The sequence below is a fragment of the Streptomyces sp. NPDC023527 genome, assembly GCF_055560115.1.
Window position 1 is genome coordinate 334,280 of record NZ_JBVHJJ010000009.1, and the last position, 13,396, is coordinate 347,675.

A 13,396-nucleotide genomic window follows, 5' to 3' on the forward strand; every position below is an offset into this window, starting at 1 on the left:
GGCGGCCCGTTTCGGGCAGGCAAACGCCCTCCCCGGCGAACATCACCCGAAGGTGTGCATCCGCTCGCTGCGGGCGGGGTAATACCCGAATGCGCCGTTCCCGAGCCCGTTCTGAGCCTATTCTCCCCTTCCTGACGGCAAGCTTGCCGCTATCCGAACAGGACGGGGAGGTCGCGCCATGTGGGCACTTCCGGCGTCGGCGCGCGCCTGTATCACGTGCGCCGTTCTGGCCGCCGCCCTCTGTGCGGCGCCCGCCCTGCGCTCGGCGGCGGCCGTGCCCTGGGGTGTGGTCGCCTCGCTCGCGCTGGTCTGCGCGGTCTGCGAGCGGCTGCCCCGCCGCACGCTGACACTGCCCGTGCTGCTCGCCGGCGCGTTCCTGCTGCCGCCCGCCGCGGCGGCGCTGGTCGCCGTTCCGGGCGCGCTCGTCGGCCGCGTGGAGCAGGCCCCGGTATGGGTGCGGCGGCTGTGGCACGCGGCCCAGCTCTCGCTCGCCGCGTGCGCCGCCTCGTACGCCTTCGCCCTCGCCGTGCCGGGCCGGGGCGGCGGCTTCCCGGCGGCACTGCCGCCCGCCCTGATCGCCGCGCTCACCTTCTCGCTCGCCGCCGCCGCGCTCGACGGCGTGGTCCGCGTCACCGCCGAGCGCCGTCCGCCGGGCGTGGCCTGGCGCGGCATGCTGCCCGGCTCGCTGCTGCCGGTGCTCGTCCACGGGCCGACGGGGCTGATGACGGCGGTGCTCTGGCGCAGCGCCTACGGGCCCGCCTCGGCGCTGCTCGTCCTGCTGCCCATGTCGGTCTCCGCCTGGTTCCTGGACCGCTACGAACGCGAGCGCGCCGCCCACCAGGCCACCATCCGCGCCCTGGTGCAGGCCGTCGACCTCAAGGACCAGTACACGCGCGGCCACAGCGAGCGCGTGGGGCGCGCCTCCGTGCTGATCGCCCGCGAGCTGGGCATGGGCGGTGAGCGGCTGGAGGCCCTGCGCTTCGCCGGCATCCTGCACGACGTCGGCAAACTCGGCGTCCCCACCCGCCTGTTGCGCAAGGACGGCCCGCTCACCCCGGAGGAGCGGCGCGTGATCGAACTGCATCCGGAGTACGGGCACGAGATGGTGCGCGGCATCGGCTTCCTGGACGAGGCGCGCGCGGCGATCCTGCATCACCACGAGCGGCTGGACGGCAGTGGTTACCCCTACGGACTGAAAGGTCGTCAGATTCCCCAGTTCGCCCGGATCGTGGCCGTCGCCGACGCGTTCGACGCCATGACCTCCACCCGCAGCTACAGCCGCGCCCGCCCGGTGCCGACCGCCCTCGCCGAGCTCCACCGCTGTGCCGGGACGCAGTTCGACCCCCGCATGGTCGCCGCGCTCGCGGAGGCCCTCGACCGCCACGGCTGGCATCCCGGGGTCACCTCCGAGGGCCTCGAACTCGCGGAACGCATAATTCTGCAAAGCGGAAACGTCCCTTCTGCACGGGATTCGGTCACCGGAGCGACTGTTCACGGTGGCGAGGGGCGATGACGGCACGACCACGGTCTCCGGGCGCCCTCGCCGCCCCCTGTCTGCACGCCGCCGCCGGGACCGTCGCCCTGGCCGCGCTCGCCTGGACCGCCTGGCACGGCGTCGTCCAGCCCCAAGTCGCACTCGCCTACGGAACGTTGATCGCACTCGGCGAGGCGGCCCGGCGCGGCCACCCCGCGGCCGCCACCGAGGCCCGCGAGACCGCGCCCGTGGGCGCCGCGGGGGCGCTCGCCTACGCGCTGCTCGGCGAGGTCGGCGGACAGCCCACCGCGCACGGCGTGGCGCAGGCCGTCGCCGTCGTCCTCGCCGCCACGCTCGCCGGCGCCCTCGGCCGGCCGCCCGCCCGCGACCACCTCGCGCGCCGCCTGCTGACCACCTGCTTCGCCGCCACCTGCTTCCAGCCCCTGCACAACACCGGCGCCCTCGACCGCTGGCCCGGCCACAGCCCGTACTACGCGCCCTTCCTGCTGCTCCTCCTCGTCCTCACCGCCCTGTGCGACGCCGTCGTCGCCGCCACGCTCGCCCGCGCCCGCACCGGCGGCCCCTACGGCCCCGCGCTCCGCGACGAGCTGCGCGCCCTGCCCGGCATCGGCACCGCGATCTGCGCGACCGGCGTCGTCATGGCGCTGGCCGTCGCCGTCGCCGGGCTGTGGGCGCTGCCGGTGTTCTGCCTGCCCCTGCTGCTCACCCAGCTGTCCTTCCGGCGCTACACGGCCGTGCGCGCCACCTGCCACCAGACGATCGCCTCGCTGGCCCGGTCCACCGAGATCGCGGGGCACACCCCGGCCGGGCACGCCCGCCGCGTCGCGGCGCTGAGCCGGGCCACCGGGCGTGAGCTGGGCCTGTCCGAGGCGGACCTCACCGTTCTGGAGTACGCGGCGCTGATGCACGACATCGGCCAGCTCTCCCTCGTCGACCCCGTGCCCGCCGGGGCGACCGAGCCGCTGGCGCCCGCCGAGCGCCGCCGCATCGCCCTGCTGGGCGGGGCCGTGGTCCGCCAGACCGGGGTGCCGGCCGATGTGGCGGTGGTGGTGGAGCGCCAGGCGGACCCCTATCGGGAGCAGCCGCTCACCGCCCGTATCGTCCGCACCGTCAATGCCTTCGACGACCTCACGGGCGACAGGGTCTGCGGCCCGCTGCTGGCCCTGGAGCGGCTGCGGCTGGCCACCGCCCGCGATCATGATCCACGCGTGGTGGAGGCCCTGGGGCGGGTGCTGGCGCGGGGCGGGCCCCCGGCGCCCACGGACCCGTAGGAGTCCGGCGAAACCGGAGTGGACGGCTGAACCCACGGGTAATGAGCGGGCGTCCAAAGGGGCATGGTTGGATGCGAAGAGAAAGACATGCGGAACGAAGAACGCGAACGTGAAGAACGCAGACTTCGGGGGGTGTCGGACGCGCCGCCGTCGGCAAGGAGGAGTGGTGGGCGCAGCTTCCCGGAGCACGTGAGATGTGGCAGGTTGTCCGTCAGGGAGGACGGCGGCCGTCACCTGGGTCATCCGGCGTGGTCGCACGCAGAAACCGGCAGGCGGGAATCGTGAGGATCTTCGGCAAGGTACGGCATCGGCCTTCCGCCTCGTGGCGGCAGGCCACCGACCGCGCTTTCACTTTGATCGGCGACGGCCGGTACGAGGACGCGGGCGCGCTGCTGACGCGCGCGGCCGACATGGAGCCGTGGCTGTCGGAGTCGTGGTTCAACCTCGCCCTGCTGCACAAGTTCCGCCACGACTGGGAGCAGGCCCGCGCCGCCGGCCTGCGGGCCGTCGCGCTGCTGGACCGCGAGGCCGGCGCCCCCGACTGGTGGAACGTCGGAATCGCCGCCACCGCCCTCCAGGACTGGCCGCTGGCCCGCCGCGCCTGGCAGGCGTACGGGCTGCGGGTGCCCGGCGAGGGCAGCCCGGCCGGTGAGCCGGTGGGCATGGAGCTGGGCAGCGCGGCCGTACGGCTCTCGCCGGAGGGCGAGGCGGAGGTCGTCTGGGGCCGCCGGCTCGACCCGGCCCGGATGGAGGTGCTCTCCATCCCGCTGCCGTCCTCCGGGCGCCGCTGGGGCGAGGTCGTGCTGCACGACGGCGTTCCGCACGGCGAGCGGGTCACCGCCGCCGGGCCCGCCTATCCCGTCTTCGACGAGATCGAGCTGTGGGCCCCCTCGCCCGTCCCCACCTGGGTCGTCCTCCTGGAGGCCGCGACCGAGGGCGACCGGGACGCCCTGGAGCGGCTCGCGGCCGACGCGGGCTTCGCCGCCGAGGACTGGTCCTCCTCCGTGAGACTGCTGTGCCGCACCTGCTCGGAGAGCCGGATGCCCAGCGACGAGGGCGACGGCGAGCACCTGGACCCGCACGACCACAGCGAGCCGGGTCACCCGGGGCCGCTGGGCCACCGCACGGCCGGTTCGGGCTCGCTGTGGGTGCCCGAGCGCGAGTGCGGCATCGCCGCGCCGGCCGGGCTCGTCCGGGGCCTGCTGGACGGCTGGGTCGCGGACAGCCCCGATACGCGCGAGTGGCGCGATCTGGAAGAAGTCTGCTGACGGCTCCGCGCGGCCGCCCGTACCCTGTACAGGCACATCCTTTTGGGTTTTGAGAGAGGCATAACGGCGGACATGGCGCAGCAAGAGATTGAGCAGCCGGTGAACGACGGGTTCATCGTGGACACCGAGGACTGCGAGGAGCGCGAGCTCGCGCACCGCGAGCGCGGCACGTCCCGACCGATCACGGTTGTCGGCAATCCGGTGCTGCACCGCGAGTGCAAGGACGTCACCGAGTTCGACGACAAGCTCGCGCAGCTCGTCGACGACATGTTCGCCAGCCAGCGCACGGCCGAGGGCGTGGGCCTGGCCGCCAACCAGATCGGTGTCGACCTCAAGGTCTTCGTCTACGACTGCATGGACGACGAGGGCGTCCGGCACGTGGGCACGGTGTGCAACCCCGTCCTGGAGGACCTGCCGGCCGACCGCCGGGTGCTGGACGACTCCAACGAGGGGTGCCTGTCCGTCCCGACGGCCTACGCCTCCCTGGCCCGCCCCGACTACGCGGTCGTGCGCGGTCAGGACACCAAGGGCAACCCCATCCGCGTCGAGGGCACCGGCTACTTCGCCCGCTGCCTCCAGCACGAGACCGACCACCTCTACGGCCGGCTCTACATCGACCGCCTCTCCAAGCGCGAGCGCAAGGACGCGCTGCGGCAGATGGAAGAGGGCACCCCGCGCTATCCGGTCGTCCCCAACGACTGAGCGGTTCGCATGACGATGCTCCGGGGTGTGTGAGGCGGGGGTCCTCACACACCCCGGAGGTTCAATGACAGCTCCGAGCCGGGCAGTGCCGCGACGTCGAGAGCCGGGCTGGCCGTGAGGACGTCGGACTGCAGGCGCCTGAGCCTGGGCGACGGCTCGATGCCGAGCTCGTCGCGGAGCGCGTCGCGCAGCAGGTGGTAGATCTCCAGCGACTGGCCGACGCGGCCCGAGCGGTACAGCGCGATCATGTACTGGGCGTGCAGGTTCTCATGGGTGGGGTACTGCGCGACGAGCGCGCCCAGCTCGAAGAGCAGCTCGTGGTGGAGACCCAGGCGGAGCTCGGTCTCCACGCACTGTTCCAGCGCGGTCAGCCGCCGCTCCTCCAGCCCGGCGACGGCCGCCTGGAGCTGGGGCCCGGGCCGCACGTCCACCAGGGTGGGCCCGCGCCACAGACCGAGGACGGCCCGCAGCACCCTTGAGAGCCGACGGTCGTCGCCCGCCGCCTGGGCCAGGCGCGCCTCCTCCAGCGACTCGTCGAGCCGCGCCAGGTCGAGCGAGCCCCGTGTCACCCGCAGCCGGTAGCCCAGAGGCCGCGTCGAGAGCATGTGCTTGGCGGCCTCCAGCGAGCCGACGGACGGCGCCGCCGCGAGGGCCTGACGGATGTGGAACACACGCGTGTGCACGCTCTGCACGGCGCTGCGGGGGGCGCCGGAGGGCCATAGCTCGTCGAGGCACGCCTCCAGCGGCACGGGCGAGTTGGCGTTGATCAGCAGCAGGGCCAGGAGCTGCCGGGTCTTGGGGGCGGTGGGAAGTTCGACCACGCCGTCGTCCCAGGCGGTGAGCGGCCCGAGAACTGCGAACTCCGTCGAATTCCCGGACCGTGGAGCGGCGTGGCCGACCAAGGGGATCTCCGCTTTCGGGGTGTGGGGGAAGGACTTTCGGTGTGGGGGAGAGCCGGGACGTACCCCGAGCCATTGCTCATAAACCGCCTGGGCGGTTTGTTTCTTGGGGGAACGATAGTCAGCCGACGGCCTGGATGCCATGTGCACGCATCGTGATCATGTTCATAGATCGAGCTCCGGAAGGCTGGGTATACGCCTCGGCTTTCCGCACCGCCCGGCGGGGCCCCGGGCGGCGGCCACCGGCGCCCGGGCCGGCCGCCCCGAGAGCCCCCCGGGCCGGTCGCCTCGCAGGTCAGGGGCGGCCTGCTCGTACCGGCCGCGGGCCGTCGTAATCCAAAAAGTAGGGAACCGTTAGGCGGTGCTGATTCGCTGGGCCGACCGCCTGCGCCGGGCGCGGGCCCGGACGGAAAGGAAAGGCCCTGCCGATGCCCGACTGTCTCGTCATCTTCGACTGTGACGGTGTGCTCGTTGACAGCGAGGTACTCAGCGCACAGGTGATGCGCGCGATGGCGGCGGAAGCCGGCCTGGCCATCGCGCACGAGGACGCCCTTCCGCTGATACGGGGACGGAAAGTCGCGGAATGGGTCGCGGAGTTGGGCGACCGCCTCGGCCGCCCGCTGCCGGACACCTTCATTCCCGAATTCCGCCGGCGCACGGCCCTCGCGTTCTCCGCGGAGCTGCGGGCGGTGCCGAATGTCGAACAGGTCCTGCTCGCACTCGCCCTCCCGTTCTGCACGGCGTCCAGCGCACCGGCCGAGAAGATCCGCCTCACGCTCGGACTCACCGGACTGCTGCCCTATTTCGAGGACCGCATCTACAGCGCCTACGAAGTCGGCGCCTGGAAACCGGACCCCGGCCTTTTCCGCCACGCGGCCGCGGACATGGGGGTCGCCCCCGAGCGGTGCGCGGTCGTGGAGGACAGCCTGGTCGGGGTGCGGGCGGGGGTGGCGGCCGGCATGACCGTCTTCGGATACGCGCCACCCGGGAGCGGCACCGACGGGCCGCTGCGCGACGCCGGGGCCGTCACCTTCCCCTCGATGGAGCGGCTCCCCGCGCTCCTCGACGCGTGGCACGCCCGAGCGACGGCACAGCGGACCGGCGGCGAAAGAAGGGCCGCCTATTAGCCGAGGCCGCCTCAACAGAGCCCAGAAAGGGTACACGGCACGTGCTGAGCATCCTGGAACAACTTCAGCAGACCCACCCGTCCGCCGAAATCTGGTGGGACTCCTCGCCCCTGGACTTCCCGCGCTGGCGCGGCTCCTTCCTCGAAGGGGCACCGGACGAGGCCGCGCGCGGACGCTGGGCCGCCCAACTCGACCGCTTCCTGATCCCCACCCGGCCCGCCGGCACCCTCGTCCGCGGCGTCACCACCAACCCCTCACTGGTCGCCAAGAGCGTCCTGGCCGCCCCCGACCTCTGGGCCGCCGAGATCCGGGAACAGATCCGATGTCAGGAGTCACCCGACATCGAAGGGACGTTCGCGCTCCTCTACGAGGAGGCCGTGGGCCGCGCCGCCGCCGCGATGCTGCCCCTGTGGCAGGCCACCGACGGGCGGTACGGCTGGGTGTCGGGCCAGCTCGACCCGCGCCACATGTTCGACGCCGAGCGCATGCTCGACCAGGCGCTGCGGCTCGCCCGCAAGGCACCGAACCTCATGGTCAAGGTGCCGGGCACGCTCCAGGGCTACGACGTCGTACGGCAGTTGGTCGCCCGCGGCATCTCCATCAACAGCACCCTCTCCTACACCGTCCCGCAGTTCGTCTCCTGCGCCCGCGCCGTCCAGGCGGGCCTGGAGCAGGCCCGCGGCGAGGGCACGGACACCACGCGGTGGCGCGCCGTCTTCACCCACATGATCGGACGGTTCGGATCGCAGGGCGACCTGCGGGTCGAGGCCGCCACCAGGGGCATCGAGCTGAGCCCCACCGAGATCCGCTGGGCGGAGATCGCGGTGGCGAAGCGCATCCACCGGATGATCCAGGAGGACGGGATCCCGGTGAAGATGCTGCTGTCGAGCCTGGAGGCCGACGACCCGGACCAGGGAATGTCCTCGCTGAGCATGCACCTGGAACAGAGCGCGGGCGGCGCCATCGCCTATACCTGCAAGCCCCAGTTCATCGCCGACATCATGCGCCGCGACGGCGAGTTCCAGGGCTTCGACGCCGACGCGATCGACCGGGACGTGCCGCCGGCCGTGGAGGAGAAGCTGATGCGCCTGCCCTCATTCCACCGGGCCATCACCCCGTACGGCATGGCGCCCGAGGAATTCGCCAGCTACGGGTCCTTCGTGAGCACCTACAGCGAGGTCATCCAGAACACCCGACGGCTCATCGACTTCGTGGCACACCAATTGGAGCTGGCCCCGCCCCGCGAGGACGCGCTCCTGGTGTCGGGATCCATCGGATAGCCACGCCCGCGAGAGCACATCAGCACGACGAACGAGTTCGGGAGAACGCCCAATGCACACATCAATCGCCCTGTGGAGCCATCCACGGTCGATGTCGACGGCGCTGGAGCGCTCGTTCATGGAACGCGGCGACTTCAAGGTCTTCCACGAAGCCTTCGCCTATGTGTTCTTCATGCACGAGGAACGCGCCGAGATCCCCCACAAGAACCCCGACCCGGACCATCCGCAGACCTATCCGGACGTCAAGGAGATGATGGAACGGGCCCGGCTGGAACGGCCCGTATTCCACAAGGACTTCCCCTATCACGCGCTCGACCACCTGCTGGCCGACCCGGAATACCTGCTCGGGCAGGTCAACACCTTCCTCATCCGGGACCCCGAGGAGGCCGTGCTCTCCCACGCCACCGTCCACCCCGGCGTGACACGCGAAGTACTCGGATACGAGCAGCTCGCGCGCCTCTTCGACACCGTCCGCGAATCGACCGGCACGACACCGGTCGTCATCAACGCGGCCGATCTGGCCCGGAACCCCGGCGGCACCATCGCCGCATACTGCGACGCGGCCGGCATCCCCTTCATGCCGGAAGCGCTCACCTGGTCCTCGGGCGAACGCGCCGAATGGTCGACCTGGAGCGGCTGGCACACCGATGTCACCTCCAGCAGCGGATTCCAGCGACCCGAGCGCAAATACCGCTTCTCCTACGAGGAGAAGCCGCATCTGCGCGAATTCGCCGACTACTGCCGCCCCTTCTACGAGCACCTCGACCAATTCCGCGTACAGCCCGCCCTGGAGGCAGCACAGTGAGCATCAATAAGGTCATCGTCACCGGCGGCGCCAACGGAGTGGGCCGGGCCCTGGTGCGCCGGTGCCTGGACGACGGCATGACCGTCATCGCCTGCGACATCGACGAGCCGGCCCTCAAGGCGCTCGCCGACGAGCACGCCGACCGCCCGCTCGAAACCCACGTCTGCGACGTCGCCGACCACGCGGCCTGCGACGCCTTCATGGACCGCGTCCTCGCCGACCACCCCGACGTGACCGGTCTGGTCAACAACGCCGGTCTCTACCTGGGACAGCCCGTCTGGGACTACGACGACGCCACGATGGAGCGGGTCATCGGCGTCAACGTCATGGGCCCGATCTGGCTGTCCCGCCGCTTCGCCGGACACCTGCTGCCCGAGAAGCGGCGCGGCGCGATCGTCAACCTGGCGTCGGTCGCCGGAGAGGTCGGCAGCTCCGATGCGCTCTACGGCACGGTCAAGGCCGGTGTCATCGGCCTCACCAAGTCCAACGCGATGAACTTCGCCCCGTACATCCGCGTCAATGTCGTCTCGCCCGGCCTCATCGTCAATACCGCGATAGCCGACCGCATTCCCGACTACCGCTATGCCGAGTACAAGCGCCAGGAGCAGCTCGACGGGGACATCCTCCCCGAGGACGTGGCCAATGTCTGCGCCTACCTCCTGAGCGACCAGTCCAAGACCCTCACCGGGGCGCTGCTGCGCGCCGACAACGGCTGCTATCCGCGCTGATTGGCGGCGGGAGCCGGGGGCAGTGGGAGACATGAACGGAGTGGACGAAATGGAGCAGAGCTGTTGATGAAGAGCACGGCGCAGAGCACGGCCGGGAAGAAGCCGCTCATCATGTTGCTGGGCATGGGCGACCTGTCGTCCCGTGTGCTCAATATGCTGCTGGGCAATCCGGCCACCAATAGGGTGGTGCTCGCCGGGCGCGACGTCGAGACCGCCCGCAGGCGGGGCAACCTCGCGCGCTTCACCGCCACGAACCTGGGCCTGATCGGTGAGGTCGACGCGGTCCACATCGACCTGTACGACATCGACGCGACGGCGGAGACGCTCGCCCGGGTGCGTCCCGACATCATCTTCATGGGCGCCTCGCTCCAGTCGTGGCGGGTCATCACGGGCCTGCCCAAGGAGACGTTCGAGGAGCTCGACGAGGCCCAGTTCGGCCCCTGGCTGCCGATGCACCTCACGCTCAACCACCTCCTGATGCAGGCGGTACGGGCGTCCGGCACCGACGCCCGGGTCGTCAACGCGGCCTTCCCCGACGCGGTGGGGCCCGTACTCGACAAGGTCGGCCTCGCCCCGACGATCGGCGTCGGCAACGTCGCCAACATCGTCCCGGCCCTGACCTACGGCTTCGCGAACCTCCTCGGCGCGGACCCGGCCGACCTGGAACTGCGTCTGGTCGCCCAGCACTACTTCAGCCACTACGTGCCGCGGTTCGGCGACGCCGGGAAGGGCGCCTACCACCTCAGCGTCCGCTCGGGCGGCGGGCCGGTCGGCGAGGACATCGCCCACACCGCGGTCTTCGCCCAGCTCGACGGGGCGCTGAAACGCCTCGGCGGCATCGACGGGCAACTGCTCACCGCCTCCTCCGCGGCCAGGGTCCTCATCGGCATGGCCACGGACAGCGGCGTCCTCGCCCACGCCCCGGCCCCCGCCGGCCTGCCCGGCGGCTACCCGGTCCGGGTGGGCGCCGAGGGCGGCACGGTCGACCTCGACGCGTCCCTGACGCTCGACGACGCCATCCGCCTGAACGAGGTCTGCCAGCGCGCCGACGGCATCGAGCGGATCGACGACGACGGCACGGTGACCTTCACCGAACCCGAAATGGCGATCATGAAGCGGCTGATCGGTTACGAGTGCCGCACCATGAAGCTCGACGACACCGCCGGCTGGGCCGAGGAACTCGGCGCCAAATACCGGGACTTCCAGAAGAAGTTCGCCTGACCTGAACGGTGAGCGGCACACACCGGTGCCGCTCACCGCAATCCCCCTCCGACCAGAGAGATGACGATGACGGAAAGTTCGACGGACTTCGCGGCCGGCGCCACGATATCCGGGCAGGTGGCACCGGAGGAGTACACGGGTCAGTACAAGCCGACGCTGGTGGATCGCTGGGACGATCTCATCGACTGGGACCGCCGCAAGGCGAGCGAGAACAACTTCTTCGTCGAGCTGCTGAAGGAGGCCGAAGCCCGGCGGGTCCTCGACGCGGCGGCCGGCACGGGTTTCCACTCGGTCAGCCTCGCCGAGGCCGGATTCGACGTGACGGCGGTCGACGGCAGCCAGGAAATGCTCAAGCGGGCGGCGGTCAACGCCCAGCGCGAGGGCCAGAGCTTCGAGATCATCCACACGGACTGGCGTGGGCTCGGGGACAATCTCGACGGCCGTTACGACGCCGTCGTCTGTCTCGGCAGCTCCTTCCCGCACCTCTTCGACGAGGCGGACCGCCGGGCGGTCCTCGCCGAGTTCTACGAGGCGCTCAACCCCGGCGGCATGCTGATCCTGGACCATCGGAACTTCGACGCCATCCGGGCCCACCGGTACAAGAGCAGCGGGAACTTCTACTACTGCGGCACCGGCGCGAATGTCTCGGTCGCCCACATCGACGAGAACCTCTGCCGGTTCCGGTACGACTTCCCCGACGGGTCGACGCACCACCTGGAGGTCTATCCCGTCCTCAAGGACGAACTCACGAGCCTGCTCCTGCAGTCGGGATTCGACACGACGCAGACCTTCGGGGATTTCCAGGAAAAGTTCGACGTCTTCGCGTCGGACTTCATCATCCACGTGGCGCGGAAGGCATGAGCGACAGCATGACGGCGGGTCGGCGGCATACCGGCCCGCTGGGCGGATTTGTCATCACGGTGCTGTTGACGAGCTTCGTCGCGGCGACGTACGGCTTCGGTTTCTATCTGTTCTCCCAGCTCGTCACCGATATGCGGCGGGACCTCGGCTTCGGTTACACGGCCGTGGGCACGATCACCGCCGCCGGGCAGCTCGGATTCCTGGTCTTCGCCATGATCGGGACCTGGCTCTCGTCCCGTATCGGCGGCGGTCAGGTGACCATCGGATCGGTGGCTCTCTGCGGTCTCTGTCTGGTGCTGCTGCCACTGACCGACAGCATCGTGGTCATCGGCATCCTGCTCACGATCCTCGGCGGCACCGCCGCATCGGTGTATGTGCCATTGGTCGAGATCGTCGGCCGGGTCATCGATTACAAACACCGCGGCAAGGTGCTGGGCCTGGTATCCAGCGGCACCAGCTACGGCGTCTTCGTGAACAGCCTCCTGGTGCCGTCCTTCGTGGAGGACGACAACTGGCGCGGCCTCTGGTACGCGGTCGGCTTCGGAACGCTGATGGTGACGGCCGTGGCCACGCTCACCTTCTGGCGGCTCGGGCTGTTCCGCCCCGACCCGGCGGAGGAGGAGCAGGCAGCCGAGCAGCGGGCGGACTCGGGGGCCGGCAGCGGCAAGGGCGGCGCGCTCTCCGGCGTACGCATGGTGCTCGTACGCTGGGTGATCATCATCTGGGTCATCAAGTTCATGAACGGCTTCGCCTTCATGCCGTTCCAGAACTACCTGTCCCCGTATCTCCGCGAGGGCCTCGGCTTCGACATCGACTTCGCGGCCCAGGTGTGGGGCGTGATCGGCATCATCGGAATGTTCTCCGGATTCGCCGTCGGCTGGCTCTCCGACAAGATCGGGGTCCGGGCGTCGCTGCTGATCTGTTACGGCTGCTTCTTCCTCTCGTCCATGCTCCTCGTGATCGCTCCCGTGGGGTATCTGCCCATGGTCTCCGGGGTGTTGTTCGCCGTCGCCTTCTATCCGATCTACGGCCTGGTCCCGGCGTATGTCTCCAAGACGGCCAAGGGAACGGCCGCCACGGTCATCTTCGGTGTGACGAACGTGGTGCAGGGCGTGGGCGGAATCGCCGGCAATTACACCGCCGGCGCACTGAAGAACCTGACCGGCGACTTCATGTGGTACTACGTGCTGATCGCGTTCGCGACCGTGGCCCTGGGCGTGCTGACCCTCCAACTGCCGCCGGAGGGCGCGGACGAGAACGCGGTGAAGAAGAAGCCGGCGGAAAAGGCGTCCGCCGTCCCGGCCGGAGGAGGAACCGAATGACCCACGAGCCCACCTGCACCTGCGGCCCCGGAGCCACCGTGTGGCTGACCGGCCTGCCCAGTGCGGGGAAGACGACCATCGCGGCCGCCCTGGCCGAGCGACTGCGCAAGGACGGACGCCGCGTCGAGATTCTCGACGGTGACGAGATCCGCGCGTTCCTCTCCGCCGGACTGGGCTTCTCCCGCGAGGACCGCGATACCAATGTGCAGCGGATCGGGCTGGTCGCGGAGGTACTGGCGCGCAACGGCATCACCGTGCTCGTACCGGTGATCGCCCCCTACGCGGACGCCCGGGAAGAGGTCCGCCGACGCCATGCGAATTCCGGCACCGGATATGTGGAGGTGCATGTGGCGACGCCGGTGGAGGTGTGCTCGGTGCGGGATGTGAAGGGTTTGTACGCGAAGCAGGCGGCCGGGG

At 70.4% G+C, this 13,396-nt stretch carries 13 protein-coding genes; 12 read left to right on the forward strand and 1 reads right to left on the reverse strand.

Annotated features, from left to right (window positions below):
* Positions 1–178: 178 nt before the first annotated feature.
* From ACZ303_RS20160 to def, 4 genes are all read left to right on the forward strand, one after another.
* Entirely contained in the window at positions 179–1,513 is a 1,335-nt protein-coding gene (locus tag ACZ303_RS20160; RefSeq protein WP_467340752.1) for an HD-GYP domain-containing protein, read from the forward strand.
* Positions 1,510–2,766, forward strand: a complete 1,257-nt coding sequence (locus ACZ303_RS20165) for an HD-GYP domain-containing protein (protein WP_467340754.1) — start codon at positions 1,510–1,512, stop codon at positions 2,764–2,766. The genes ACZ303_RS20160 and ACZ303_RS20165 overlap by 4 nt, the downstream gene beginning before the upstream one ends.
* A 281-nt stretch (positions 2,767–3,047) precedes the next feature.
* Positions 3,048–4,034, forward strand: a complete 987-nt coding sequence (locus tag ACZ303_RS20170; protein ID WP_467340756.1) for a tetratricopeptide repeat protein — start codon at positions 3,048–3,050, stop codon at positions 4,032–4,034.
* 72 nt (positions 4,035–4,106) lie between these two features.
* Entirely contained in the window at positions 4,107–4,736 is a 630-nt protein-coding gene (gene def / locus ACZ303_RS20175) for a peptide deformylase (RefSeq protein ID WP_467340758.1), read from the forward strand.
* A gap of 44 nt (positions 4,737–4,780) precedes the next feature.
* Here the strand turns inward: def and ACZ303_RS20180 are convergent, their stop codons facing one another.
* Positions 4,781–5,557 (reverse strand): AfsR/SARP family transcriptional regulator, encoded by a 777-nt coding sequence (locus ACZ303_RS20180; RefSeq protein ID WP_467340760.1) that lies wholly within the window; start codon positions 5,555–5,557, stop codon positions 4,781–4,783.
* Positions 5,558–6,063: 506 nt separating this feature from the next.
* Here ACZ303_RS20180 and ACZ303_RS20185 point away from each other — a divergent pair.
* From ACZ303_RS20185 to cysC, 8 genes are all read left to right on the forward strand, one after another.
* Positions 6,064–6,762 (forward strand): HAD family hydrolase, encoded by a 699-nt coding sequence (locus ACZ303_RS20185; protein WP_467340762.1) that lies wholly within the window; start codon positions 6,064–6,066, stop codon positions 6,760–6,762.
* A 41-nt stretch (positions 6,763–6,803) separates the two neighbouring features.
* The gene (locus ACZ303_RS20190; protein ID WP_467340764.1) at positions 6,804–8,042 is read left to right on the forward strand and encodes a transaldolase family protein; all 1,239 of its coding nucleotides are present in this window, start codon (positions 6,804–6,806) and stop codon (positions 8,040–8,042) included.
* Between the two features lie 52 nt (positions 8,043–8,094).
* Positions 8,095–8,847, forward strand: coding sequence for a sulfotransferase-like domain-containing protein (locus ACZ303_RS20195; protein WP_467340766.1), 753 nt, complete (start codon positions 8,095–8,097; stop codon positions 8,845–8,847).
* Positions 8,844–9,575: an SDR family NAD(P)-dependent oxidoreductase gene (locus ACZ303_RS20200; RefSeq protein WP_467340768.1), complete on the forward strand. Its 732-nt coding sequence runs from the start codon at positions 8,844–8,846 to the stop codon at positions 9,573–9,575. The genes ACZ303_RS20195 and ACZ303_RS20200 overlap by 4 nt, the downstream gene beginning before the upstream one ends.
* A 66-nt stretch (positions 9,576–9,641) precedes the next feature.
* Positions 9,642–10,796, forward strand: a complete 1,155-nt coding sequence (locus ACZ303_RS20205) for a hypothetical protein (RefSeq protein WP_467340770.1) — start codon at positions 9,642–9,644, stop codon at positions 10,794–10,796.
* Between the two features lie 66 nt (positions 10,797–10,862).
* Positions 10,863–11,657 carry a class I SAM-dependent methyltransferase gene (locus ACZ303_RS20210; RefSeq protein WP_467340772.1) on the forward strand — a complete coding sequence of 265 codons (795 nt, stop codon included), beginning with the start codon at positions 10,863–10,865 and terminating at the stop codon, positions 11,655–11,657.
* A complete protein-coding gene (locus ACZ303_RS20215; RefSeq protein WP_467340774.1) occupies positions 11,654–12,979 on the forward strand; it encodes an MFS transporter in 1,326 nt (441 codons plus the stop codon). The genes ACZ303_RS20210 and ACZ303_RS20215 overlap by 4 nt, the downstream gene beginning before the upstream one ends.
* On the forward strand, positions 12,976–13,396 hold a 421-nt coding region (gene cysC, locus ACZ303_RS20220; RefSeq protein WP_467340776.1), incomplete at its 3' end, for an adenylyl-sulfate kinase. The genes ACZ303_RS20215 and cysC, both read left to right, overlap by 4 nt.

What these genes read in the sequence shown, in the direction of transcription:
- ACZ303_RS20160 (WP_467340752.1), top strand. Translation starts at nt 179, where the DNA reads ATGTGGGCACTTCCGGCGTCGGCGCGCGCCTGTATCACGTGCGCCGTT.
- ACZ303_RS20165 (WP_467340754.1), top strand. Translation starts at nt 1,510, where the DNA reads ATGACGGCACGACCACGGTCTCCGGGCGCCCTCGCCGCCCCCTGTCTG.
- def (WP_467340758.1), top strand. Translation starts at nt 4,107, where the DNA reads ATGGCGCAGCAAGAGATTGAGCAGCCGGTGAACGACGGGTTCATCGTG.
- ACZ303_RS20185 (WP_467340762.1), top strand. Translation starts at nt 6,064, where the DNA reads ATGCCCGACTGTCTCGTCATCTTCGACTGTGACGGTGTGCTCGTTGAC.
- ACZ303_RS20195 (WP_467340766.1), top strand. Translation starts at nt 8,095, where the DNA reads ATGCACACATCAATCGCCCTGTGGAGCCATCCACGGTCGATGTCGACG.
- ACZ303_RS20205 (WP_467340770.1), top strand. Translation starts at nt 9,642, where the DNA reads ATGAAGAGCACGGCGCAGAGCACGGCCGGGAAGAAGCCGCTCATCATG.
- ACZ303_RS20210 (WP_467340772.1), top strand. Translation starts at nt 10,863, where the DNA reads ATGACGGAAAGTTCGACGGACTTCGCGGCCGGCGCCACGATATCCGGG.
- ACZ303_RS20215 (WP_467340774.1), top strand. Translation starts at nt 11,654, where the DNA reads ATGAGCGACAGCATGACGGCGGGTCGGCGGCATACCGGCCCGCTGGGC.